18 protein-coding genes and 2 pseudogenes are annotated in these 22,876 nt (G+C 65.2%); 11 read left to right on the top strand and 9 right to left on the bottom strand.

Going from position 1 to position 22,876, the window contains the following annotated elements:
- The first annotated feature begins 25 nt into the window (after positions 1-25).
- The 6 genes and pseudogenes from ACM14_RS11035 to ACM14_RS11025 form a co-directional block, all read left to right on the top strand.
- The gene (locus ACM14_RS11035; RefSeq protein WP_065346163.1) at positions 26-523 is read left to right on the top strand and encodes an outer membrane protein assembly factor BamE; all 498 of its coding nucleotides are present in this window, start codon (positions 26-28) and stop codon (positions 521-523) included.
- A 174-nt stretch (positions 524-697) separates the two neighbouring features.
- Positions 698-1,348 carry a YitT family protein gene (locus ACM14_RS11030; RefSeq protein ID WP_063327090.1) on the top strand — a complete coding sequence of 217 codons (651 nt, stop codon included), beginning with the start codon at positions 698-700 and terminating at the stop codon, positions 1,346-1,348.
- Positions 1,349-1,502: 154 nt separating this feature from the next.
- Positions 1,503-1,645: pseudogene (locus ACM14_RS32405) on the top strand (IS5/IS1182 family transposase); the annotation flags it as partial.
- A gap of 638 nt (positions 1,646-2,283) precedes the next feature.
- Positions 2,284-3,765, top strand: a complete 1,482-nt coding sequence (locus ACM14_RS30580; RefSeq protein ID WP_139093409.1) for a D-glucuronyl C5-epimerase family protein — start codon at positions 2,284-2,286, stop codon at positions 3,763-3,765.
- Positions 3,766-3,845: 80 nt separating this feature from the next.
- Positions 3,846-4,826: an acyltransferase gene (locus tag ACM14_RS30575; protein WP_084027350.1), complete on the top strand. Its 981-nt coding sequence runs from the start codon at positions 3,846-3,848 to the stop codon at positions 4,824-4,826.
- Positions 4,827-4,887: 61 nt separating this feature from the next.
- Positions 4,888-5,148 (top strand): annotated as a pseudogene (locus ACM14_RS11025) (YitT family protein); the annotation flags it as partial.
- 2 nt (positions 5,149-5,150) lie between these two features.
- Here the strand turns inward: ACM14_RS11025 and ACM14_RS11020 are convergent.
- From ACM14_RS11020 to ACM14_RS11005, 4 genes are all read right to left on the bottom strand, one after another.
- Positions 5,151-5,435: a hypothetical protein gene (locus ACM14_RS11020; RefSeq protein WP_013803903.1), complete on the bottom strand. Its 285-nt coding sequence runs from the start codon at positions 5,433-5,435 to the stop codon at positions 5,151-5,153.
- A gap of 12 nt (positions 5,436-5,447) precedes the next feature.
- Positions 5,448-7,514 carry a methionine--tRNA ligase gene (metG, locus tag ACM14_RS11015; RefSeq protein ID WP_043781042.1) on the bottom strand — a complete coding sequence of 689 codons (2,067 nt, stop codon included), beginning with the start codon at positions 7,512-7,514 and terminating at the stop codon, positions 5,448-5,450.
- 140 nt (positions 7,515-7,654) lie between these two features.
- Positions 7,655-8,893, bottom strand: a complete 1,239-nt coding sequence (locus ACM14_RS11010; protein ID WP_013803901.1) for a patatin-like phospholipase family protein — start codon at positions 8,891-8,893, stop codon at positions 7,655-7,657.
- Positions 8,894-8,949: 56 nt separating this feature from the next.
- Positions 8,950-9,510 carry a restriction endonuclease gene (locus tag ACM14_RS11005; RefSeq protein WP_034398227.1) on the bottom strand — a complete coding sequence of 187 codons (561 nt, stop codon included), beginning with the start codon at positions 9,508-9,510 and terminating at the stop codon, positions 8,950-8,952.
- 138 nt (positions 9,511-9,648) lie between these two features.
- Between ACM14_RS11005 and apbC the strand changes: the two genes are divergently transcribed.
- Together apbC and ACM14_RS10995 are read left to right on the top strand one after the other, a co-directional pair.
- Positions 9,649-10,740, top strand: coding sequence for an iron-sulfur cluster carrier protein ApbC (apbC, locus tag ACM14_RS11000; RefSeq protein ID WP_012203771.1), 1,092 nt, complete (start codon positions 9,649-9,651; stop codon positions 10,738-10,740).
- A 19-nt stretch (positions 10,741-10,759) separates the two neighbouring features.
- A complete protein-coding gene (locus ACM14_RS10995) occupies positions 10,760-11,728 on the top strand; it encodes a LysR family transcriptional regulator (RefSeq protein WP_065346162.1) in 969 nt (322 codons plus the stop codon).
- On the opposite strand, the gene ACM14_RS10990 is transcribed toward ACM14_RS10995, so the two are convergent.
- The 5 genes from ACM14_RS10990 to ACM14_RS10970 form a co-directional block, all read right to left on the bottom strand.
- Positions 11,725-14,067, bottom strand: coding sequence for a molybdopterin cofactor-binding domain-containing protein (locus ACM14_RS10990; protein WP_065346161.1), 2,343 nt, complete (start codon positions 14,065-14,067; stop codon positions 11,725-11,727). The two genes, ACM14_RS10995 and ACM14_RS10990, sit on opposite strands and share 4 nt — an antisense overlap.
- A gap of 107 nt (positions 14,068-14,174) precedes the next feature.
- A complete protein-coding gene (locus tag ACM14_RS10985) occupies positions 14,175-14,876 on the bottom strand; it encodes an N-carbamoylsarcosine amidohydrolase (protein WP_065346160.1) in 702 nt (233 codons plus the stop codon).
- A complete protein-coding gene (locus ACM14_RS10980) occupies positions 14,873-15,958 on the bottom strand; it encodes a 2,5-dihydroxypyridine 5,6-dioxygenase (RefSeq protein WP_065346159.1) in 1,086 nt (361 codons plus the stop codon). Before ACM14_RS10980 ends, ACM14_RS10985 begins: the two co-directional genes overlap by 4 nt.
- A 50-nt stretch (positions 15,959-16,008) precedes the next feature.
- Positions 16,009-16,860 (bottom strand): alpha/beta fold hydrolase, encoded by an 852-nt coding sequence (locus ACM14_RS10975; protein ID WP_065346158.1) that lies wholly within the window; start codon positions 16,858-16,860, stop codon positions 16,009-16,011.
- 11 nt (positions 16,861-16,871) lie between these two features.
- Entirely contained in the window at positions 16,872-17,660 is a 789-nt protein-coding gene (locus ACM14_RS10970; RefSeq protein WP_012203777.1) for an Asp/Glu racemase, read from the bottom strand.
- 323 nt (positions 17,661-17,983) lie between these two features.
- Between ACM14_RS10970 and ACM14_RS10965 the strand changes: the two genes are divergently transcribed.
- From ACM14_RS10965 to ACM14_RS10955, 3 genes are all read left to right on the top strand, one after another.
- Complete coding sequence (locus ACM14_RS10965; RefSeq protein ID WP_012203778.1) at positions 17,984-19,141, top strand: FAD-dependent monooxygenase; 1,158 nt, start codon at positions 17,984-17,986, stop codon at positions 19,139-19,141.
- 102 nt (positions 19,142-19,243) lie between these two features.
- The gene (locus ACM14_RS10960) at positions 19,244-19,801 is read left to right on the top strand and encodes a (2Fe-2S)-binding protein (protein ID WP_065346157.1); all 558 of its coding nucleotides are present in this window, start codon (positions 19,244-19,246) and stop codon (positions 19,799-19,801) included.
- Positions 19,798-22,785, top strand: a complete 2,988-nt coding sequence (locus ACM14_RS10955; RefSeq protein ID WP_065346156.1) for a cytochrome c — start codon at positions 19,798-19,800, stop codon at positions 22,783-22,785. Before ACM14_RS10960 ends, ACM14_RS10955 begins: the two co-directional genes overlap by 4 nt.
- Positions 22,786-22,876: the final 91 nt, after the last annotated feature.

The following is a 22,876-nucleotide window of genomic DNA, read 5'->3' as shown; positions in this document are numbered from 1 at the left end:
GCGTGATTTTACCGGGACACCGCCGATGAACCTAGTCTCCCGTCTTCTGGGGGTTGCCGTGGCCGTGCTGGGCATGCTCTCGCTGCCCGGCTGCGATCCCCAAAACATCAAGGAACTCGAAGAAGGCCTGTCCACCGAGGCCGACGTCCGCGCCCGCTTTGGCGAGCCCGAACGCATCTGGACCGAGCCCGACGGCTCGCGCACCTTCGAGTACAACCGCCAGCCCGCCGGCAGCCGCAACTACATGATCACCATCGGCACCGATGGCCGCATGAGCGCGCTGCGCCAGGTGCTGGCGCCGCACAACTTCGAGAAGATCCGCCCCGGCATGGACGAGGAGCAGGTGCGCCGCATGCTGGGCAAGCCCGCCAAGATCACGCCCTACCAGCTCAAGCAGGAAACCGACTGGGACTGGAACTACATCGATCCCCCCACGCGCGACATGGAGTTCACCGTGACCTTCGGCCCCGACGGCCGCGTGCTGCGCAGCGCCGGCCGCGAGAAACTGCACGGCGGCGCCTGACAGCAGGCCCTTGCAAGTTCCTGCAAGCATCCTGCGATGCGCTGTACCCTGCACGCCACAGCGCGCCGGGGCAACAATCTCTAGAATCCGGGTTTGTACCTATGACACCCCATGGGTAAGGTGAAGGCCCCGAACCGGGGCCTTTGCGACGATAGATCTGTCATCACCCCGACAATGTCCACGCCTTCTCTACCCGCTGCCGCGCCTGCTGCGCCTGTCCCGGCCACCGCTTCGCTGCGCCATGGCCTCTTCGAGGATGTCCAGGCCCTCTTCACCGGAACCCTGTTCGTGGGCATCGCCATGATGATGTTCGCCCAGGCGGGGCTTTTGACGGGAAGCACGGCGGGCCTGGCCTTCGTGCTGCACTACGCCACGGGCTGGCCGTTCGGCCTGGTCTTCTTCGCGATCAACATTCCGTTCTACTGGTTTGCCTGGACGCGCGTGGGCCGCACCTTCACGGTCAAGACCTTCATCTGCGTGGGCGCGCTGTCGCTGATCACCGAAATGGGGCCGCGCCTCATCCACATCGACTACCTGCACCCGGCCTTTGCCGCCATTGCGGGCGGCCTGCTCATGGGCTCGGGCCTGCTGTTCCTGGCGCGCCACCGCTCCAGCCTGGGCGGCGCCACCATTGCATCGCTCTACCTGCAGGACCGCTACGGCATCCGCGCCGGCAAGGTGCAGATGGCCATCGACTGCTGCGTGGTGCTGCTGGCGCTGTGGGTCGTGCCCTTCGAGCGCGTGGCCTGGTCGGTGCTGGCGGCCGTGATCATGGGCGTGTTCCTGGCCGTGAGCCACCGGCCCGGGCGCTACGCCGGGCAGTAGGTGGGGCAGGAGACCGATCACTGGAGATTGTTATCAGCTTTCGTTCGCTGTAGTCGGCAGCCCGGGTAGAGTTCGGCGATGCTCGTAAGCCCTGCGCAACCGACGAAGGCTGAAGCCATTCTGCGCACTACCATATATTGATGTCGGCTGTGTACCGCAGCGTGACAGTGCTCTGTGCGAGGTATTCAACGCATTGCGCTGGCTGGGGCAAGCAGGCACACCTTGGCATCTTCTATCCAATGACCTGCCCCCATGGGGACGGTCTACCTACAGAGCTGGTGCTGGCTCGATGCGGGTTAGTGTGAGTCCATGGCTTTTTCCATCAGCCGTGTCGCACAAGGATGATGGCTAACTCGTCGCAAGGGCACCTTTGCAGTCCCGAGAGCGGCCCACGCGCGGGCTATGACGGCCACAAGCGCCTACGTGGCGGCAAGGTCCGCATGGCTGAGGATTCTCTGAGTCATTTGCGGGATGTGCATGTTACGCCAGTCGACGAACGAGAACGGGCCCATGTGCGAACGCTGTGCAGCAAATTCCGGACGCCTCTGTGAAGTTGGCTGAATAGACCAAGACTGTACAGGTCGGCAGGCACGCCAGAGGGTCAAAACAACGGGATTGATCTGCAGATCGTGAAGCTCTCCGAACCGAAGAATGGCTTTGTGCTGCAGCCCACGCGCAGGTAGAGCGCTGCCTCGGAAATTGATTGGGGTGTACTTTCTGGTCTTTGTCGTGCTCACGCTGCGAGACTACCGTGTACTGACTTCTGCGACTGTTTTATGACGCGCTTTGGTTTTCCCATTGCCTTCTGTATTGTTAGACCTTGTGCTTCTATTTCAACTCGATGACTTTCAATGCAGGTGTTTTTCGCCGAAGGGCTTGTCACTGTTGTTAGTCTGGCGATATTTTTTAAAACGTATTGACGAATAGTGGTCTCCGTGAAATTATCGATACTGGGAAGTTGTGTGCAAAATTCTAGATATCATGAATTAATATTTTTTAATTTTGCGGAAATTAAACTTAAATTAATGGATAATTATAAGTCTATTGTGCAGATATGTTTTGCAGATTGCATTCTATTGAGAGCGATGTCATCAATGTTGAAATGTTTTTATTATGGAAAAATTTCATTATTAGTATTAATTATTTTCGGGGTGACTCATGGCACAGCATTTTCAGAAGAACTATATCTTGAGAGATTCTATGGTTCTGGCTCGCTCAAGTACGAATGGGCATTTGGTGGTGACCTTTCATGTAATCCCTTGATAAAGGCTAGCGGTATTTTATCGCCCACAAAGCCTGCAGTGAGGGGGCTTGAAGCAGTCTTTCGCGGTGAACTCGAGGTGGCTCGTGAATGTGAAAGACAATTGAATAGATTTTCCTCTGAAAAATTGGGAGGAATATTTTTTAATTTTCAACAAAATTATATGGATCGATGGCCTTTCCATATGCGAGCTCCTTGGGTGTCGGCATTGACGCAAGGTGTGGCGTTGGAGTTTTATTTGGCCATGGCAAAGAAAACTGGAGAGGCTTATTACGTCAGTAGGGCTAAAGGAATATTCGAGTCTTTTATGTTGCCGTTGGAGATTGGTGGTTTCGCGCGTGTCGTGCCTGAAGGTATTATTCTTGAGGAGTATCCTGTGGCAACGAGCATCGCCGTTCTAAATGGTGGGTTGGTGGCAGCAATTGCTTTGAAAGACTATGCCACCTGGAGTGGCGATGAGCGTGCGCTAAAGCTCTTTGAATCCGCATATATTTGGTTTGAAAAAAACATAGCGCGTTATGATATTCTGAATTCCAGTGGAAAGCATGTGCCAGCATATTCGTTAGCGCCTCATCGTCTAGATGTTTTGTTTCGATTTGTTATGGGCGATGAGATGATGGAGGTGGACTCTATTGCGGTGCAGTCAAATTCGCTGGATAGATTTTTCATTCCCGTAGGTGATGAGGGTAAAGATCATGAGTCGGAAGAAGATGCAAGCTTGATCGTTTCCCCAAAGATGAATTGGTCAAATACCAAAAGAGTTTTGAATAGAGACATACGAGAGATTATTCCAGGTTTAGGTGAATTTGATCATGCTCCGTTTCGGATTCAAGTTGCATCACCAGAAATGTTGGCTGGTTGGCGCCTCGGTGCGAGCATGGAGATTGTTTACCGCGGCCGAGGGCAAATAGATTTGCAAATAAGTGATGGAATACAGTTTCATAAAATAGGAACACTGCCTCCATCCCCTAGAGAATTTAAAATGGTTATTCTCAACATACCTGATCAGGCCATTGCTGGTCTTGCTTTTTCAAAGAATTCGACTGCGAATAATTTATATGAGGATTATTCTCGGCTATTGACGAATATACTTGCAGATATAAAAAATTCTGAAGAATTGAGAAAATATTCAACACGATGGAATTATAAAAATTGAAATTGTGATATTTCTCGATTAAATTAGTTTTTATTATTAATGGAGGCAATTTGAATAATTCGAGAAAAATAAATATCGATATGGCAAGAATTCTGGCTTGCTTGGCAGTTGTGTTATTGCACACGACTGCGCGCACGATATATTTGTATGAAACTACAGATATTGTGACTTTTTCGATTGCAAATCTTCTTAACTCTGCAACACGATGGTGTGTGCCAGTTTTTATTATGCTGAGTGGCGCATTGTTGCTTTCCAAGCCGATTGAAGGAGTTGGTGACTTCTTTGTCAAAAGAGTTCGGGTAATTGTTTTTCCTGCGATTTTCTGGACGGCTGCGTATCTTTGGTGGAGAGTTAGATATTACAATGAGTCCCCATCTTTGTTATGGATCGGGAAAGAGATATTTAACACGACGCCATATTATCATCTATATTTTCTTTATCTCATATTTGGTTTGTATGTTTTTACGCCGGCATTTGCGGTGATAGTTGCCTATTTAAATCCCAGGGTGACTATCAAGCTTTCCATTGTGGCTATTTCTCTTGCTGCACTATTGGTTGTGTCTTCAGGTATGACTTTGAATTTGGTCACGCATTTCTTGCCATATATTGGATATTTTTTGCTAGGTGGCGTATTGGTGAAAAATCCTTGGAGACTATGTTATGTGTTGCCAGGGTTTCTAATTTCTGTATTGATCACGGCTTTAATGACATTTGTAATGTTGAAAGCATATGGGCCTATGGGGAAGTGGGGTTTGTATTTTTATAATTATTTCAGTCCGACTGTTGTGATTATGAGCATTTGTGTATTTTGCTTGTTTATTGGAATTCGATGGTCATTGAAGTGGCAGCCTGTGGCCTCTTTGCTTGCTCCATTGACATTGGGGATCTACCTGCTGCATCCCATGGTTTTGGAGTGGATACGTTGGCAATGGACAGCATATTTTCCGGTTTTTCTGCAGCCGAGATTTGAAATTCCTTTGTCTTTCATGCTGACATCGTTTGTTTCCACCGTACTTGTGTTTTTTCTGCGGAAAATACCTATGGGTCGTTGGATAACATAGGCGTGGCATTGCCGTGATGATGTTCGCCTAGGGAGCGGGCTACGCCGCGGGCTGGCCGTTCGGCCTGCTCATGGGCTCGGGCCTGCTGTTCCTGGCGCGCCACCGTTCCAGCCTGGGCGGCGCCACCATTGCCTCGCTCTACCTGCAGGACCGCTACGGCATCCGCGCCGGCAAGGTGCAGATGGCCATCGACTGCTGCGTGGTGCTGCTGGCGCTGTGGGTCGTGCCCTTCGAGCGCGTGGCCTGGTCGGTGCTGGCGGCCGTGATCATGGGCGTGTTCCTGGCCGTGAGCCACCGGCCCGGGCGCTACGCCGGGCAGTAGCCTCAGGGCGTCAGAGGCTGCCCATCGGGCGTGCGGTAGCGGACCGTGATGCCGCTGTTGTCTGCGGCTGCCCCGTCATCGCTCATCGCATCGACGGCCTTGCCCACTCCCTTGCCAACGATTTTTACCGTGCCCACGGCCGCATCCGCGGCCAGCCCCACGGCCGAGGCCGTGACGCTGACCGCCGTGGCGGTCACGGCCACCACGGTGCAGCCGGACAGCAGGGCGCTGGCGCACAGGCAAAGAAAAGCCCCCAGGGCCGGGGACCGTGAGGGCTTGCGGGACATGGATGCCTTGCTTCAGTGGATGCGCATGCCGGGGGTGGCACCGGGGAAGGGCTCCAGCACGTAGATGCCGGGGTTGGCCTTCTCATCGGCGTGGCTGGCGGCCAGCACCATGCCTTCGGAGATGCCGAACTTCATCTTGCGCGGCGCCAGGTTGGCCACCATCACGGTGAGCTTGCCCTGCAGCTGCTCGGGCTGGTACATGCTGGAGATGCCGGAGAACACGTTGCGTGTCTTGCCTTCGCCCACGTCCAGCGTGAGCTGCAGCAGCTTGGTCGAGCCTTCCACGGGCTTGCATTCCACGATCTTGGCAATGCGCAGGTCCACCTTGGCAAAGTCGTCGATGCCGATGGTTTCGGCAATCTCCTCGCCGCCGGGCAGGACCTTCTCGACGACGGGCTCGGGGGCCTCGAACAGGGCCTCCAGCTGCTTGACGTCCACGCGCTGCATCAGGTGCTTGTACAGGCCGATGGCATGGCCGGCGCCCAGCAGGTTCTGTGCGTCGGCGAACTGCAGCGGCGCCACGTTCAGGAAGCCTTCCACCTGTTCGGCCACGGCCGGCAGGATGGGCTTCAGGTAGATGGTCAGCAGGCGGAAGGCCTCGATGCAGGTGGTGCACACGTCCTGCAGGCGGGCGTCCATGCCTTCCTGCTTGGCCAGCTCCCAGGGCTTGTTGGCATCCACGTATTCGTTGACGCGGTCGCACAGCTGCATGATTTCGCGCACGGCGCGGGCCGTGTCGCGGTTCTCGAAGGCCTGGACAACGGCCTCGCTCTGGCCGCGCAGCTGGGCCAGCAGGGCCTGGCCGTCTTCGCTGACCGTGCCCAGCTTGCCGTCGAAGCGCTTGGCGATGAAGCCGGCCGCGCGCGAGGCGATGTTCACGTACTTGCCGATCAGGTCGGAATTGACCCGGGCCATGAAGTCATCGGGGTTGAAGTCGATGTCTTCATTCTTGCCGTTGAGCTTGGCGCCCAGGTAGTAGCGCAGCCACTCGGGGTTCATCTGCAGGCCCAGGTACTTGAGCGGGTCCAGGCCGGTGCCGCGGCTCTTGCTCATCTTCTCGCCGTTGTTCACGGTCATGAAGCCGTGCACGCAGATCTTGGTGGGCGTCTTGCGGCCGCTGAACTTCAGCATGGCGGGCCAGAACAGCGTGTGGAAGGTGATGATGTCCTTGCCGATGAAGTGGTACTGCTCCAGCGTGGGGTCGGCCATGTAGGCCTCGTAGTCCTCGCCACGGCGGTCCAGCAGGTTCTTGAGCGAGGCCAGGTAGCCCACGGGCGCGTCCAGCCAGACGTAGAAGTACTTGCCCGGCGCATCGGGGATCTCGATGCCGAAGTAGGGCGCGTCGCGCGAGATGTCCCAGTCGCCCAGGCCTTCGCTGGTCGTGCCGTCCGGGTTGGTGCGCACGCCGAACCATTCCTTGATCTTGTTGGCTACCTCGGGCTGCACATGCTGGCCGTCCTGGGTCCACTCGGTCAGGAACTCCACGCAGCGCGGGTCCGACAGTTTGAAGAAGAAATGCTCCGAGCTCTTGAGCACGGGCTTGGCGCCGGACAGCGCCGAGTAGGGATTGATCAGGTCGGTGGGCGCGTAGACGGCGCTGCAGACCTCGCAGTTGTCGCCGTACTGGTCCTTGGCGTGACAGCGCGGGCATTCGCCCTTGATGAAGCGGTCGGGCAGGAACATGTTCTTCTCGGTGTCGAAGAACTGCTCGATGGTGCGCGTCTCGATGAAGCCGGCAGCCTTCAGGTCCCTGTAGATCTGCTGGGCCAGCACATGGTTTTCGGGCGCGTCGGTGTTGTGCCAGTTGTCGAAGGCGATGTGGAAGCCGTCCAGGTACTGCTTGCGGCCTGCGGCGATATCGGCCACGAACTGCTGGGGCGTCTTGCCGGCCTTCTCGGCCGCAATCATGATGGGCGCGCCATGGGCGTCATCGGCGCCCACGAAGTTGACCGCGTTGCCCTGCATTCGCTGCGCACGCACCCAGGTGTCGGCCTGGATGTATTCCATGATGTGGCCGATGTGGAAGTTGCCGTTGGCGTACGGCAGGGCGGTGGTGACGAAGAGTTTGCGTGCGGTCATGGATGGCGGCTTTCTCGGGGGAACCTGACATTCTAGAAGGGCTGGGCGGTTGTGGGGCGGCGATGGCTTTTCCGTGCAGGCCGACATACCAGGGAGTTGTTGCGGGCCTTCGCTGCGCTAGGCCTGTTGGCTGCAGGCCGTCAGTTGGCGACCAGCGGTCGCTGCCAGCCCAGGAACTGCTCTATGTCGCTGCGCCGCGCCAGCGCGTCGCGCCGGCCCAGGGCCATGAGTTCGCGGGTGAAGCTGCGCTCGAACAGCAGGTAGCTGGCCAGGGCGGCGCCGCGCGGGTCGCTGGCGTCCTGACGCACGCCCAGGGCGCCCAGCAGGGTGCGCATGGGCAGGGGCAACTGGCCCACGTGGCGCGCGGCGATGGCGTCTATGCGTTCGGACGGCGAGATGACCAGCAGTTGCAGGGGGCGCAGCCGGCTGCGTTCGCGGTCGGCGGGGGGGATCAGGGCCAGCGTCTGGTTGATGCGCTCGGCGCGCTCCACGTCCAGGGACAGGGCGTCCAGGAAGATGCTCGACAGCGTGTGGCCCGCGATGTGGGCCAGCGACGGGTAGCTTGCGCCTTCTGGCGGCGGCCTGGCCGGCGGCTCGGTGCGCCGGCCCGCGCCCACGACGAGGATGCGCTCGGCGCCCAGGTGGATGGCGGGCGCCAGCGGCGCGGTCTGGCGCATGGAGCCGTCGCCGAAGTATTCGGTGGCGCCGTCCAGCGGCAGCGGCGTGGCCGGAAAGATGAAAGGAATGGCCGAGGAGGCCAGCAGGTGCGCGTGCGTGATCTGGGCGGCGGCGGCCTTGCGCTGGTTGCGCACCCAGGGCTGGAGCTGGTCCTGCGCCTGGCAGAAGGTCACGTGCTCGCTGGTGGTGTAGCTGGAGGCGGACACCGCCAGCGCGCGCAGGTGGCCGTCCGCGATCAATTGCGGCAGGCGTTCCAGCGGAACCAAGCCGCGCGACAGCAGCCGGCCCAGCGGCTGGTTGTCCAGCAGCGAACGCGGGCGCATGCGGCCCCAGCGCGCCAGGGCCCAGCCCAGCGACAGCAGGGTCAGCCAGCGTGCGCCGCTGCGCAGCACGCTCAGCGAGTCGGACAGGTAGATGTCCTCGGGCCGCAGGTTGCGCCAGATGCGCGACATGCGGCGCACGGCCCGGTCGAAATGGTCGCTGCCACAGGCCAGGGCGGCCGCGTTGATGGCGCCGGCCGAGGTGCCGACCAGGATGGGAAAGGGATTGGGGCCATGCTGCTGGCCGCAGGCGCGGCGTATCTCGGCAATGGCCTCCAGCACGCCGGCCTGGTAGGCGGCGCGGGCGCCGCCGCCGCTGAGCAGCAGTCCGGTGCTGGGGGGAGGGAGGCTGGAGTCGGGTGAGGGCGCGGCATCGGGCATGCCTGGAGTGTGCCGCGCGCCGGCCGTCATCAGATCAGGGGATGACCCCGAAGGGATCAGGCCTTGGCCAGCAGGGAGCCCAGGTCCTTGCCGGAGATCAGGGCGATGCCCTGCTGCTTGGCCCAGGCGGCCGCATTCTCGGCCGGCGGCTGCAGCGACAGGTAGCAGACCGTGGCCGCATCGCGCGCCTGGCCTGCGGCCAGCAGGGCGCGCAGCGGCTCCATGCCGTGCACGCCGGCCTTCCAGCGCTTGGCGCTGGCCACGGTGGTGCGGCCTTCGCGTTCCAGCACGAAGTCGGCGCCGTCCTTGTCGGACAGGCGGGTCACGGTGTAGCCCTCGGCCTGCCAGGCGCGATCGAGCCGATCGGCGAACTCGCGCCAGCTTTGCTGGGCGGCGATCTCCAGGGCCTGCTCCACCTTGGCGGGGCTGGGCGCGCGCAGCTGGCGCCAGGCGGCAACGCAGCCTATGCCAAAGAAGGGCAGGGCGGTGATGGCGGCGAACGGCGCGATGTCCTTGGGCAGCAGCGCCGTGGACACCAGGGTCACCAGCGCGGCCAGCGCGATGCTGATCCACCAGCGCGAACGCAGCAGGATCGCGAACAGGGAGTTGTGGGCCATCTTGAATTTCACGGGGCGGATCTTTCGCGGAAAAAGGCGGTAACAGGGGCCGCAAAGGCAGCAAGGCCCGCATTGTCTCGCGTGAGCGAGGGGATGGTGCCTTGGATAGACTATCCGGCTCTAGGAGTAATCAAAGCAATGGCAGTCACAGAACAAGCGCTCTTGGCCGCGCTCTCCAGCGTGCTCGACCCCCACACCGGCAAGGACTATGTGAGCACCCGCGCCCTGCGCAACCTGCAGGTCACGGGGGCCGACGTGGCCTTCGACGTGGAGATGGGCTATCCGGCGCAAAGCCTGGTGCCGGCGCTGCGCGGCCAGTTCGTCGCGGCGGCCAAGACCGTCGAGGGCGTGGGCAATGTCTCGGTCAACATCACGTCCAAGGTCGCCGCGCATGCGGTGCAGCGCGGCGTGCAGTTGCTGCCGGGTGTCAAGAACATCATCGCCATCTCGTCCGGCAAGGGCGGCGTGGGCAAGAGCACGACCACGGCCAACCTGGCGCTGGCGCTGGCCGCCGAGGGCGCGCGCGTGGGCATCCTGGATGCCGACATCTACGGCCCCAGCCAGCCCATGATGATGGGCATCTCGGGCCGCCCCGAAAGCCCCGACGGCAAGACCATGGAGCCCATGGAAAGCCATGGCGTGCAGGTCATGTCCATCGGCTTCCTGGTCAACAACGACCAGGCCATGATCTGGCGCGGCCCCATGGCCACGCAGGCGCTGGAGCAGATGCTGCGCCAGACCAACTGGAAGGATCTGGACTACCTGCTGGTGGACATGCCGCCCGGCACCGGCGACATCCAGCTGACGCTGGCCCAGCGCGTGCCCATGACGGGCGCCGTGGTCGTCACCACGCCCCAGGACATCGCGCTGATCGACGCCAAGAAGGGCGTGAAGATGTTCGAGAAGGTGGGCGTGCCCATCCTGGGCCTGGTCGAGAACATGGCGGCCCACGTCTGCACCAACTGCGGCCATGTGGAGCACATCTTCGGCGCCGAGGGCGGCAAGCAGATGGCGGCCGAGTACGGCATCGACTACCTGGGCGCCCTGCCCCTGTCGCTGCAGATCCGCCTGCAGGCCGACAGCGGCAAGCCCACCGTGGTGGCCGAGCCCGACAGCGAGGCCGCGCAGATCTACAAGAAGGTGGCGCGCGACCTGGCCGTGAAGGTGGCGCTCAAGGCACGCGATTTCACGAGCAAGTTCCCCACCATCACGGTGAGCCAGGGAACCTGACCCTTCTGGCGCTGCCGGCATGAACCTGCTGACCTCGATGCGGTATCTGGCGGCGCTCAACGAGCACCGCCATTTCGGCCGCGCGGCGCTGGCATGCCACATCACCCAGCCGGCGCTGTCCAATGCGCTTCGCGCGCTGGAGGAGGAGTTCGGCACGGTCATCGTGCGCCGGGGCCGCTCGTTCGCGGGCTTCACGCCCGAGGGCGATCAGGTGCTGGCCACGGCCCTGGCCATGCTGCGGGCCGAGGAAGGCCTGCGCCAGGAACTGAGCGCCGCCGCCGGCGCGCTGCGCGGGCAGCTGCGCATGGCGGCCGTGCCCACGGCCATGCCCATGCTCACGCGCTTTGCGGCCCTGCTGCGCGAGCACCATCCGGGCATCACGCCCGTGGTGCTGTCCATGAGCTCGGCCGAGATCGAGAGCGGGCTCGAAGACCTGTCGCTGGACCTGGCCCTGGGCTACAGCGCGCGCATGCCGCCGCGCGGCCCGCGCCTGCAGTCCTGGCCGCAGTACGAGGAGCATTACTACCTGCTGTGCCGCGAGTGCCCCGAGTGCCGCGATGGGCAGGGCGAGGGCCGGCCCTTTGCCTTTGGCGCCGACATCGCCTGGCGCGAAGTGGCCGGCATGCCGCTGTGCCTTCTCACGCCCGACATGCACAACCGCACGGTGATCGACGAGGCCTTCGCCGCCGTGGACATGGCCGTGCAGCCCGCCATGGAAACCAACTCCGTGCTGACCCTGGTGATGGCCGTGGCGCAAGGAACGGATGGCATGACCACCGTGCTGCCCGGCGCCATGGTGGCAACGGTGCGCCACATGCCGGGCCTGGTGGCGCGGCCGCTGCGCTCGCCCGAACTGGTCACCCCCATAGGCTTCATGGCCCAGCAGGGCGTGGCGCCCACGCGCGCTCTGCAGGCCGCGCTGCAACTGCAGGACGACGCCGGTTGGCGTGCGCAGTGCCTGCGGCATGCGGGGGCGCTGAAAAACTAGGCCGGCTGGGTCCGCTGGCCTGCCAGCGCAGTCTCTGGCGTGGCGTTCGGCGCGGCATTCAGTGCGGCGCGCACCACGTCGGGCGTGAAGGGCGCGGCGTAGAAGCGACGGCCGGTGGCGTCGAACAGCGCATTGGCCAGCGCGGCCGGGCCGGGCACCGAGGCCGATTCGCCTGCGCCCATGGGGGGCTCGTCCTGGCGCGGCATCAGCACCACTTCGATGGGGGGCAGGTCGCGGAAGCCGATGATGGGGTAGCTGCCCCACTCGCGGCTGGCCACGCCTTGCGCGTTGAAGGCGACCTTCTCCATCAGGCTGCGGCTCAGGGTCTGGATGACGTTGCCGTGGATCTGGTGGCGCACGCCGTCGGGGTTGACCATCATTCCCGTGTCCTGGCCCACGACCAGGCGCCGCACGGCGATGCGGCCGCTGGCGGGGTCTACGTCGATGTCGATGACCCAGGCGGCCCAGGCCGCGCCGAAGCCGGGAAAGCGGCTGTGGATGTAGCGCGCATAGGCCACACCGCGCCCGTGCAGCAGACCATCGGCGCCGGGGCGGCCCCGGCTTCCCGGCTGGTTTTGCTGCCAGCCTGCGTGGCGGGCCGTGGCCTTGATCAGCTCGACGGCGCGCGGGTCATCGAGGTGGCGAACACGGTAGTCCACGGGGTCGGCGCCGGCCGCATGGGCCAGCTCGTCGATCATGCAATCGTGGGCAAAGGAATTGGGCAGGGCCGAGACGCCGCGCAGCCAGGACGAGCGCACGATGGGCGCCATGTCATGGCAGGTGATGCGCTGGCTGGCATAGCGGTAGGGCGGCACGGCGGTGCGGTCGCCCATCTCCAGCGTGCGCGGCTCGCCCGGGATGCGGCCGGTGAGCAGCAGGGCCAGCAGCGGCGCGTCGTTGGAGGGGTAGCGCACGGCAAAGTCGTAGGCCAGCAGTTCGCCCCGGGCATCGATGGCCGCGCTCACGTCCATGAGCTGGGCCGTGCCCTTGGGCTCCCACTGGTGTTCCTGCTCGCGCGTGAGCTGTACGCGCACGGGCGCGCCCACGGCCATGGACAGCAGGGCGGCGTCGGCGCAGACATCGTCGGCGCAGTTGCGGCCGTAGCAGCCGGCCGCCTCCAGGCGCACGATCTCGATGCGGTCCTCGCCCAGTTGCAGCAGGCGGTCCAGGTCGGTGCGCAGCATGTGGGGGTTCTGCGTGCCGGCCCAGAGCTTGAGACGGCCCTCGCTGAAATCGGCCACGGCGCAGGACGGGCCGATGGAGGCATGCATCTGGTAGGGCCAGACGTAGCTGCGGCGCAGTTCGGTGGCCGCACCCGTGCCGACGCCCGCGAAGGCATCGTCCACAGTGCCCTGGTCCACCAGCGCACGGTGTTGGGCAGGATTGGCGCGGATGGCTGCGGCCAAGTCAGACAGATCGGGTGCCGGCGGCACGGCCTGCCATTGCACGCGCAGCGCGCGCATGGCGGCAATGGCCTGTTCCTCGCGGTCGGCGACCACGCCGACGAAGTCGCCTTCGGTGACCACCTGCACGTTGCCGGGCAGGTGGGCCACGGAGTCGCGCTCCACGGCCACCAGGCAGCGGCCAATGAAATCGCCGCCGTCGCGGCCCGGGTGCGGAGGGCGGATGACGCGGCCATGGCGCATGCCGGGCACGCGCACATCATGGACAAAGCTCAGCTCGCCCGTGGCCTTGGCAGGGATGTCCACGCGCGCCGCGCCGTGGCCGACGAGTCGGTATTCGCTGGCGGGCTTGAGCTTCACTTCCTGATCGGGCGGGGCCAGCGTCAGCTGCAGTTGCTGGCCGCGCAGCAGATCGCCATAGCCGAGTTCGCGCGCATCGCTGCCATCGGCAAAGCGCACCAGGCCTTCGCGCGCCTGGAGCCGGTCCGCCGCCACGCTCCATTGCTGCGCGGCCAGTGCCAGCAGCTGCTCGCGCGCCTGGGCGGCGGCGCGGCGCAGCGGCACGGCCGAGATCTGGATGCTGGCGCTGGCAATGGTCGGGCCCTGGTTGGGCGCGGCGGCCGTGTGGCCCAGCACCATGTCCAGGCGCGCCAAAGGCACTTCGAGCTCTTCCGCCACGATCTGCGCCAGGGCCGTGCGTATGCCTGTGCCCAGGTCCACATGGCCGTTGAAGGCCAGGGCGCGCCAGCCCTGGGGCGCGGCTTCGTCGGCCAGCACGGCCACGAAGACCTCGGGCGTGGACTGCACATAGTCGGTGGCCGTGCCGGGCTGGCCGGGCGCAGGGCGCGGCGGCGCCACGGGCTGGCGCACCACGAGCAGGGTGTCGGCGCGCGTGAGCAGCTGTGCGTGCAGGGCTTGGGGCTGGGGCAGGTTCATGGGGCGGTGTTCTTCGCGGGCACGCTTTCAGGCGTGCCCTGTGCATGTTATGCACTCCGGGGCCGGCTGCGCAGGGCCGGCCCCATAGGCGCGTTGGCGCGGTGGGATCAACCTGCGGCGAGGGCGTCGGTGTCGGCGATGGCCTGGCTCAGCGGCATCACGGCCGCGTACTTCTGGGCCATGTCGAACAGGTTGGCCTCGTGCGGGCCCAGGGCGCGGTCGCCGCAGCAGTCGGCCACGACCAGCGGGCGAAAGCCCGACTGCATGGCATCGACCACGCTGGCGCGTACGCAGCCGCTGGTCACGCAGCCGGCCACCAGCAGGGTCTGCACGCCGCGCTGGGCCAGCCAGGGTGCGAGCATGGTGCCGAAGAAGGCCGAAGGCGTGCTCTTGCGCACCACGTATTCGCCAGCGGCCGGGGCCAGCTGGGGCACGATGGCGCTGTTGGGGCTGTCTTCCTTCAGAGTCAGCATGCCGGGCACCTTCAGGCAGAAGATGTTGTGGTCGGCATCGTCGTCCGAGAACACGATGCGGCTGTGCGCCACGGGCCAGCCGCGCTCGCGTGCATGGGCCAGCAGGTGCTGCGTCTGCGCGATGGCTTCGGGGATGTTGCCGCCGCCGAAGACGGCCGGGTCGGCAAAGCCGTTGACGAAGTCGATGATGAGCAGGCCGAACGGGGCCTTGAGCGGCAGCGGCGTGCCGAAGCCCTGGCGTGCATAAACCGAGATGTCAGCAGAGATGTCGCCCTGCACGCCCTCGGTGGAAACGCTTTGCGCGCCGGGGGCCTGGCCGGTGGTTGTCGTGGTCATGCGATGTCCTTTCCTTGCTTGGACCTTTTGGCGGCGCGCGCCAGTCCTTCCTCGTCCTGCACCACGCCGTTGATGACCGTGGGCTTGCCGTCCAGCGTCACCGAGCAGTGGCGCATGGGAATGTCGATGTGGCAGGCCGTGGTGCGGCTGCCCCCGGCCTCGTTGTTGGGGCCCATGGACCACAGGAAGTTGCCCTCGAAGGCGCGGGCGTCCATGCCGATGTGGGTTTCCTTGTTGTAGTGGGCCAGCATGGACCAGTGGGCGCGCGGCTGCAGCCCCCAGCCGATGTGGGAGACGGCGTAGGCCTCGGGGTCCTCGTAGGAGGCCATGTACTCCTTGAGGATGTCGGCCTGCAGGCCGCCGCTGATGCGCGTGACGTAGCCCTTTTCGATGACGAGTTCGATGGGCTCGGTCACGTAGTCCTTCATGGGCAGCAGGATGTCGCCCCGGTCCAGCACCACGCGGCCGTTGCTCTCGCCCTCGTCGGGCCAGGTCAGCACGAAGCCGCTGGGCCAGTGGTCCCAGCGGCCGGGCTGGTCCACGAAGCCGTATTCGCAGATGGCCGGGAAGCTGCCCAGGCGGCAGCGCAGGTCGGTGCCCGCGGCCGAGGTGATGTGCATCTGTCCGGCCGCCTCGATCAGCTTGGATGCGGCCTGCACGCGCGCGCGGTCGCCCTCGGTGGGCACCAGGCGGCACAGCACCTCGGGCGGCTCGACGGCCAGCAGGATCTTGGTGCCGGTCTGCAGGATCTCGTGCTGCTCGGGCGAGAACAGCAGCGTCATCAGGTCCAGCACCAGGTCGCTGGCCTTGAGCGCGGCGATGGCGGCGGGGTTGCCGGTCAGCGGCGTCGTGCCCAGGTAGGCCAGCGAGTCGCGGCTCAGTGATTTTTCGGCGTTGACGGGCGGCAGGTCCAGGCGGTTGACGCGCGCCCCCATTTCGCTGGAGGCGGCGATGGCGCAGCGCAGCGTCTGCGGGTGCGTGTCGGCGCCCGTGAGCACGGTGACGGTCTGGCCGGCTTCGAGCCGGGACAGCGTGAGCACCTGCTTCCAGGCGTGGATCAGATCGATATCGCTGACGGACATGGTCGGCTCCTTGGTGTCGCGATGGATGGGAGTGGGCTGCGGTTGGACATTCAGTCCACCCGCGCGCCGAGGAAATCGCCCAGGGCCGAATAGAAGCCGGCCTCGTTGTCCCAGGGAATCATGTGGCCGGCATTGGGCACGCGCACATGCTCGGTCTGGGGTGCCAGGCCTTGCCACTCGGCCACGTCCTCGCTGCGCACCACGTCGCCGCGCTCGGCCGTGACCAGCAGCAGCGGGTGCTGGATGCGGGGCAGGTCGGCATGGATGTCGTCACGGCCGAAGTCCTCGAAGCTCTGCACGATGGCCGGCTCGTGGCAGGTGTGCAGCCACTGGGCGCGCAGCTGGCGCTGCTCTTCGGTCCAGGTGGGGCAGAAGGCGCGCATGGCCTCGGCATCCATGCCCAGCGTGGCCTGGCGGATGGAGTCCACATACCAGGGCAGGGCGGCCGGGTAGGCGCGGCGGCCGGGGCCGGAGACCGGCGGATCGACGATGACCAGGCGCGTGAGCCCCACCGGCTGGCTGCGCGCGGCGCGCACGGCGATGCGCCCGCCCATGGAGTGGCCGACCAGCGCCCAGCGCTGCAGGCCCAGGGCCTGGGCGAAGGCGGCCACGTCGGCGGCCTGGGCATCGAGGCTGTAGTCCAGGCCCGGGCCGGAGGACGACAGGCCGCGCCCGCGCACATCGAGCACATAGGTGTCGAACTGGCGGCCCAGGTGCTCGGCCACGAAGCCCCAGGTCACGGCCGGGCTGGTGATGCCGGGGATCAGGATGACGGCGTCGCGCTGCGCGCGTTCGCCCTCGGCGCCGCCGTAGCGCAGGTAGTGCTGGCGGATGCCGTTGGCGTGGACGTTGCCGCCGTAGCGGAATGTGCTGGGGGTGGGGGAGCTGGAGTGGCTGGTCATGCGTGTGTTCCTCAGGCCTTGGCTGCGCTGGTGCCGGTGTCGTAGGGATAGGCGCCCGACAGCAGCGCACCCGCGCCCGGCACCACGGGGTCCAGCCCCAGTTCCTTGAGGATGGCATAGGTGGTGGCGATGGAGGCGGTCAGCACGGGCTTGCCGGTCTGGGCCTCGACCTGGGCCACGGCCGGCAGCGAGGGCATCTGCACGCAGGCCGACAGCACGATCACATCGGCGTCGGCGTAGTTCATGCCGGCCACGATGCCGGGCAGCTTGGCGGGGTCGTGGCGGCCCACGTCCAGGTTGTCGGGGATCTCCAGCGCGCGCCAGTCCACGATCTCGAAGCCTTCGGCGGCCACGTAGTCCATGACCAGCTGGGTCAGCGGAATCATGTAGGGCGCCACCAGGGCGATCTTCTTGGCGCCCATGACCTTGAGCGCTTCCACCAGCGCGCCGGCGCTGGTGATCACCGGGGCGGTGGCGCCATTGCTGGCCGTGCGCTCGGTCAGGCGCTGCTGCGAGACGCGGTGGTAGCCCTTGCCCATGGCCATGATGGCCACCAGGCAGGCATAGCCCAGCACGTCCACGCGCGCGTCGCTCAGCTCCAGCGCGCAGCGGTCGCTTTCGGCGTCCATGGCGGCCAGTTCCTCCTTCTGGACCTTCTTCATGCGCATGCGGCTGGAGTGGAAGGTGAAGCGGTCCTGTGGGCGCAGCGTGGAGTGGGCCTGCAGCATGGCCGGCACTTCGGTCTCCATGGTGGTGTTGGAGCTGGGGACGATCTGGCCGATGCGGAACGTTTTGGTCATGGACTTGCCTTTGCGAAGTTTCGAGGGTTTCTGATCAGAATCAACTGAGTGTGTACGCTTTATTCTTGCAAAAGACGTGCCGCCTTGCAAATGAGAATTTTCTCGGGGTTTGTACTGATTTGGTGCAGAAATTGCACCAAAAATGGCGAACTTCAATTTATTCTGCCGCCCTATGGTGCATGCGTCGATTTGAAAAATTCAAGCGCATACACCTGAATTAAGTGTTTTGTTGCCTGGCACGCTTCCTGCTCTACACCCTGCAAGGACGCGCCGAAGCAACGGTTGCCCCGTCTGGCTTTCAACATTCCTGCAAGGAGAAAACTGTGTCTCAATCCCCTCGAATCGCCGTTGTCGGCGCCGGTCTCGGCGGGGCTGCAGCTGCCAAGCTGCTGCTCCAGGAAGGCTTCAATGTCCGCGTCTATGAGCAGGCGCCCAGCTTCTCGCGCCTGGGAGCCGGCATCCACGTCGGGCCCAATGTGATGAAGATCCTGCGCCGCATCGGCATCGAGGACGCGCTCAACGAGCAGGGCTCGCATCCCGACTACTGGTACAGCCGCCATTGGCAGACGGGCGATGTGCTGGCCCAGATCCCGCTGGGCGACTACGCCGTCAAGGAATACGGCGCCAGCTACCTGACCGTGCACCGTGGCGACTTCCATGCGCTGCTGGTCGAGGCCCTGCCCGACAGCGTGATGGCCTACGGCAAGTTCCTGACCAAGGTGGAGGACCGCGGCAACGTGGTCGTCATGCACTTTGCCGACGGCACGACCGAGGAGGCGGACATCGTCATCGGCGCCGATGGCGTGAACTCCCGCATCCGCGAGGAACTGCTGGGCCCGGAGCTGCCCAAGTACGCGGGCTACCTGGCCCACCGCGCCGTGTTCCCCACGCCCGAAGTCAAAGCCGGCATGCTGCCCTTCGACGCCTGCGTGAAGTGGTGGAGCGATGACCGCCACATGATGACCTACTTCGTCACCGGCAAGGCCGACGAGCTGTACTACGTGACCGGCGTGCCCGTCGAGAAGTGGGACCTCAATGATCGCTGGCTGGAAAGCAGCAAGGAAGAGATGCGCGAGGCCTTCTCGGGCTGGCATCCCACCGTGCAGGCACTGATCGACGCCACCGTGGAAGTGACCAAGTGGTCGCTGCTCGAGCGTGATCCGCTGCCGCTGTGGAGCCGTGGCCGCCTGGTGCTGCTGGGCGATGCCTGCCACCCCATGAAGCCCCACATGGCCCAGGGTGCGGCCATGGCCATCGAGGACGGCGCCATGCTGGCGCGCTGCCTCAAGGAAGTCGGCGCGCACAACCATGAGCTGGCCTTCGCCCTGTACGAAGCCAACCGTGCCGAGCGCGCCAGCAAGGTGCAGCGCATCTCGCACGACAACACCTGGCTGCGCACCAACGAAGATCCGTCCTGGTGCTTCGGCTACGACGTGTTCAACGTGCCCCTGGTCGAGCCCAAGGTCAAGGCAGCGGCCTGATACTCGCTGCCTTGCCGGACGAGGGGAGGGAATCCCCCCCTCCTGTCCGGCCGCAGAACGCCGACATCCTGAACCGCAGCCAAGTTGCAAGAGCCTCGTCCCATGGGAACCCCAGTCCATCCAAGCAGTACACCCAGCCCCATCCGCCTGCAGGTCAATGCACGCGCATGCGAGGTGCCGGCAGCGCCCGGGACGGCGCTGCTGCATGTGCTGCGCAATGACCTGGAGCTGAACGGGCCCAAGTACGGCTGCGGCCTGGGCGAATGCGGCGCCTGCACGGTGCTGATCGATGGCGTGGCCGCGCGTTCCTGCGTGATCCCCGTGCGGGCGGCCGTGGGCCGCGAGGTCACCACGCTGGAAGGCCTGGGCTCGCGCCAGTGCCCCGGCCCCACGCAGCAGGCCTTCATCGACTGCCAGGCGGCCCAGTGCGGCTACTGCCTCAACGGCATGATCATGACTGTGGAGGCCCTGCTGCGCCGGAACCCCAATCCCACCGAGCAAGAGCTGCGCAACGAGCTGCACCACAACCTGTGCCGCTGCGGCACGCATGTGGAAATCATGCAGGCCGCCCTGCGCGCCGTGCAGCTGCGTGCGCAACGCGCCGCGCTGCAGGCGCCCTCCGGTTTTCCATCTTCCAGCGCGGGCGAGGTCCAGTCATGAGCCAGGCTGGTCACACCCCCGCCCTGCCTTCCGACCTGCTGCACGGCCTGGCGCTGCGCCCGCCCGTCGCGGCCTGGGACGGTCTGCGCTACCGGGGCAGCGTGCCCCTGCATGCACGGCTGCAGGACGCCCAGGCCATGGCCGGCGTGGTGGCTGCGGTGCAGCGCGGGCATTTTCTGGGCGTGGTGGCCGTGGCGCCTGTCCATGCCCGGCAGGCCGCTGCCGGCCTGGCCCCTGCCTGGGACGACCGGCAGGAAGCCAGGGCCGCCAGCGCGCCCCGTGCTGCCGACAGAGCCGACAAGGCCGACAAGGCTGACAAGGCCGACCTTCCCGATGCCGGCCGCTATGTCTGGCGCATGGCGGCGCCCGTGTCTTGCGAGGGTGCCGCACGCGCAGCCGTGTGGTGCCTGGACGGCCATGCCAGCGTCTGGCTGCCGCCCTGCGACGCCGACGTGCGGCAGATGATCGGCCGTGAACTGGCCGCATTGCTGCAATGCCCCGAGTCCGCGCTGCGGCTGTTCAGCCTGCCGGCCACGGCGGCCGGCACCCCGCATGTGCTGGATCTCATGGACGCTGCGGCCGATGCGGCCCTGCTGTCCCAGGCCGTGGGCCGGCCTGTCAGCGTGGCCTGCGAGGCCTGGACTGCTGCGGGCAGCGCAGACAGCCGGGAGCTGGTGCTGCGCATGGATGCGCGGCCTTCGCAAGGGCTTGAAGCCGACACGGTGGTGCAGCCTCAGCCGGGCAATGCATCGCCGCAGCCAGACCTGCTGCTGTCCGACACGCCCTGGGCCGTGCGCCCCAGCATGGCGCGCCTGTTGAGCCAGCCCGAGCTGGCGCGCGCCGCGGCCCTGGCCACCGTGCTCGATGCCGGCGAAGTGCATGAACGCCGGCAGGCCGCCAGCCTGCGGCATGCCGGCGTCGATGATCTGAATGCCGCCCAGGTCTTTGCCCGCGAAAGCCACTGGCATGAGCAGGCGCTGGACCAGGGCCGTGATCCGCTGCAATGGCGACTGCAGCACCTGCCCGAAGGCCCGGTGCGCGATCTGGCCCGGCAGGTGGCCGAGCGTGCGCAGGCATCGCAGCAGGCACCGTCCCACCAAGGTGCCGACGGCCGCCTGCTGGGCCGGGGCTTTGCCACCGCCCAGCTGCAGACCCTGGATGCGCAGGGCGCCGATCTCCATGCCTGGAGCGCCTGGGTGGCCGAGGTGGCCGTGCACCCGCAAACGGGGCAGATCGAAGTGACCCGCGTCGTGGCCGGCCATGACAGCCGCAGCCTGCAAGCGGCGCAGGCCGCCAGCACGCGGCCCGAGATCGTCCAGCAGGACCCGCAACTGCTGGCCGACGCGCGCCGGCTGCTGGGCGCGGCCCCCGCTTTTGACGACTGGGCAGGGTCCACAGCTTCCGCTGCTTCTTTCGATGTGATCGCCAAGCCCGGCTCCGACCTGGCGCAGCATGCGCCCGGCGATGTCGCGGTCATCCGCCAGGGCGATCTGGCGCTGGATGGCGTGGCCACGCTGCCCGCCGCCGCCGCCATTGCCAACGCCATTCACCATGCGACAGGCGTGCGCCTGCGCGAAGTGCCCTTTCAGCCAGAGCAACTGCGCCTGGCCCTGGCGGGCGAGGGTGCCGGCAAGCCCGGTGCAGCGCGGCCCGGCCGTGGCTGGGGCTGGCTGGCCGCAGGTGCCGCAGGCCTTGCCGGCATGGCGGCCATGGCCTGGCCACTGAAGCCAGCCCTGCCGCTGACCGACGGGCCCGACGTTTCCCTGTACTCGCCGCAGGCCCTGGAGCGCGGCCGCCTGGTGGCGGCTGCGGGCGACTGCGTGGTCTGCCACACGGCCCCGGGCGGCGCGGCCAATGCCGGCGGCTTCGGGCTGGAGACGCCGTTCGGCACCATCTACTCCACCAACATCACGCCCGACAACGAAACCGGCATCGGCCGCTGGTCCTACGCGGCCTTCGAGCGCGCCATGCGCCACGGCATCCACCAGGATGGGCGCCAGCTGTATCCGGCCTTCCCGTACACGGCCTTCGCCAAGCTCAGCGATGGCGACCTGCAGGCCCTCTACGGCTACCTGATGTCCCAGCCCGCCGTGAGGGCCAAGGCGCCCGAGACGCAGCTGGCCTTCCCCTACAACCTGCGCCCGGCCATGGCGGGCTGGAACCTGCTGTTCCACGACGCCACGCCCTTCAAGGCCGACCCCGCGCGCAGCGCCGAATGGAACCGCGGCGCCTACCTGGTCGAAGGCGCGGGCCACTGCGCGGCCTGCCACTCGCCGCGCAATGCGCTGGGTGCGGAAAAGACCGGCATCCACTACCTGGGCGGCGGCGAGGCCGAAGGCTGGACGGCGCCCGCGCTCAATCAACTGGCCGGCGGCAAGCTGCCCTGGAGCCGCGAAGAGCTGTACCAGTACCTGCGCACCGGCTTCTCGGCCCGCCACGGCGTGGCGGCCGGCCCCATGGCGCCCGTCATCCACGGCCTGGCCCAGTTGCCCGAAGCCGATGTGCGCGCCATGGCCACCTATCTGATGGAACTGCCGGGCCAGGCCCCTCAGGCCGCCCAGGCCGCCGCCCCGGCCATGCCGGCACCGGCCGCCGTGCAGGCGGCGGCGCCTGCGGCTCCACCTGCCAGGGCGCTGGACCGCCACGCCAATGGCGAACGCATCTACCAGAACGCCTGCGCCGTCTGCCATGAGGCGGGCAGCGGTCCCACATTGTTCGGCGTCAAGCCGCAGCTGGCCCTGAACACCAACCTGCATGCGGCCAGCCCCGACAACCTGGTCCAGGTGATCCTGAACGGCATACAGGCGCCGGCCGACGATGCGCTGGGCTACATGCCCGGCTTCGGGGACAGCCTGGACGACAGGCAGATCGCGGACCTGCTCGGATATTTGCGCGAACGATTTGCACCGGAGGAAAAAGCTTGGCCAGACGACACGAAGACGATTAACCGGCTGCGCATGCAGGCACAGGCGCATGCGCACTGAGGGCGGCAATGGGCAGCAATGGGCGGCGGCAGGGGCGATGCCGCGGATATGGACACCTTGCCCTGGAATCTCTCCAGGGTCTGGGTCCTGA

Origin of the sequence: Delftia sp. JD2 (assembly GCF_001682645.1) — a bacterium.
GTDB classification, from domain to species: Bacteria; Pseudomonadota; Gammaproteobacteria; order Burkholderiales; family Burkholderiaceae_C; genus Comamonas; species Comamonas acidovorans.
Note: the sequence above shows the minus strand (reverse complement) of the source record. Positions and strands in the feature narration are given on the sequence as shown.

Excerpts from the sequence above, each read along its gene's own strand:
- ACM14_RS10995 (WP_065346162.1), top strand. The coding sequence starts at position 10,760 with ATGAACCTGCTGACCTCGATGCGGTATCTGGCGGCGCTCAACGAGCAC.
- ACM14_RS30575 (WP_084027350.1), top strand. The coding sequence starts at position 3,846 with ATGGCAAGAATTCTGGCTTGCTTGGCAGTTGTGTTATTGCACACGACT.
- ACM14_RS10960 (WP_065346157.1), top strand. The coding sequence starts at position 19,244 with ATGGGAACCCCAGTCCATCCAAGCAGTACACCCAGCCCCATCCGCCTG.
- apbC (WP_012203771.1), top strand. The coding sequence starts at position 9,649 with ATGGCAGTCACAGAACAAGCGCTCTTGGCCGCGCTCTCCAGCGTGCTC.
- ACM14_RS11020 (WP_013803903.1), bottom strand. The coding sequence starts at position 5,435 with ATGTCCCGCAAGCCCTCACGGTCCCCGGCCCTGGGGGCTTTTCTTTGC.
- ACM14_RS10985 (WP_065346160.1), bottom strand. The coding sequence starts at position 14,876 with ATGACCACGACAACCACCGGCCAGGCCCCCGGCGCGCAAAGCGTTTCC.
- ACM14_RS10980 (WP_065346159.1), bottom strand. The coding sequence starts at position 15,958 with ATGTCCGTCAGCGATATCGATCTGATCCACGCCTGGAAGCAGGTGCTC.
- ACM14_RS11010 (WP_013803901.1), bottom strand. The coding sequence starts at position 8,893 with ATGCCCGATGCCGCGCCCTCACCCGACTCCAGCCTCCCTCCCCCCAGC.
- ACM14_RS11035 (WP_065346163.1), top strand. The coding sequence starts at position 26 with ATGAACCTAGTCTCCCGTCTTCTGGGGGTTGCCGTGGCCGTGCTGGGC.
- ACM14_RS10990 (WP_065346161.1), bottom strand. The coding sequence starts at position 14,067 with ATGAACCTGCCCCAGCCCCAAGCCCTGCACGCACAGCTGCTCACGCGC.
- ACM14_RS11005 (WP_034398227.1), bottom strand. The coding sequence starts at position 9,510 with ATGGCCCACAACTCCCTGTTCGCGATCCTGCTGCGTTCGCGCTGGTGG.
- ACM14_RS10970 (WP_012203777.1), bottom strand. The coding sequence starts at position 17,660 with ATGACCAAAACGTTCCGCATCGGCCAGATCGTCCCCAGCTCCAACACC.
- ACM14_RS10955 (WP_065346156.1), top strand. The coding sequence starts at position 19,798 with ATGAGCCAGGCTGGTCACACCCCCGCCCTGCCTTCCGACCTGCTGCAC.
- ACM14_RS10975 (WP_065346158.1), bottom strand. The coding sequence starts at position 16,860 with ATGACCAGCCACTCCAGCTCCCCCACCCCCAGCACATTCCGCTACGGC.
- ACM14_RS11030 (WP_063327090.1), top strand. The coding sequence starts at position 698 with ATGTCCACGCCTTCTCTACCCGCTGCCGCGCCTGCTGCGCCTGTCCCG.
- metG (WP_043781042.1), bottom strand. The coding sequence starts at position 7,514 with ATGACCGCACGCAAACTCTTCGTCACCACCGCCCTGCCGTACGCCAAC.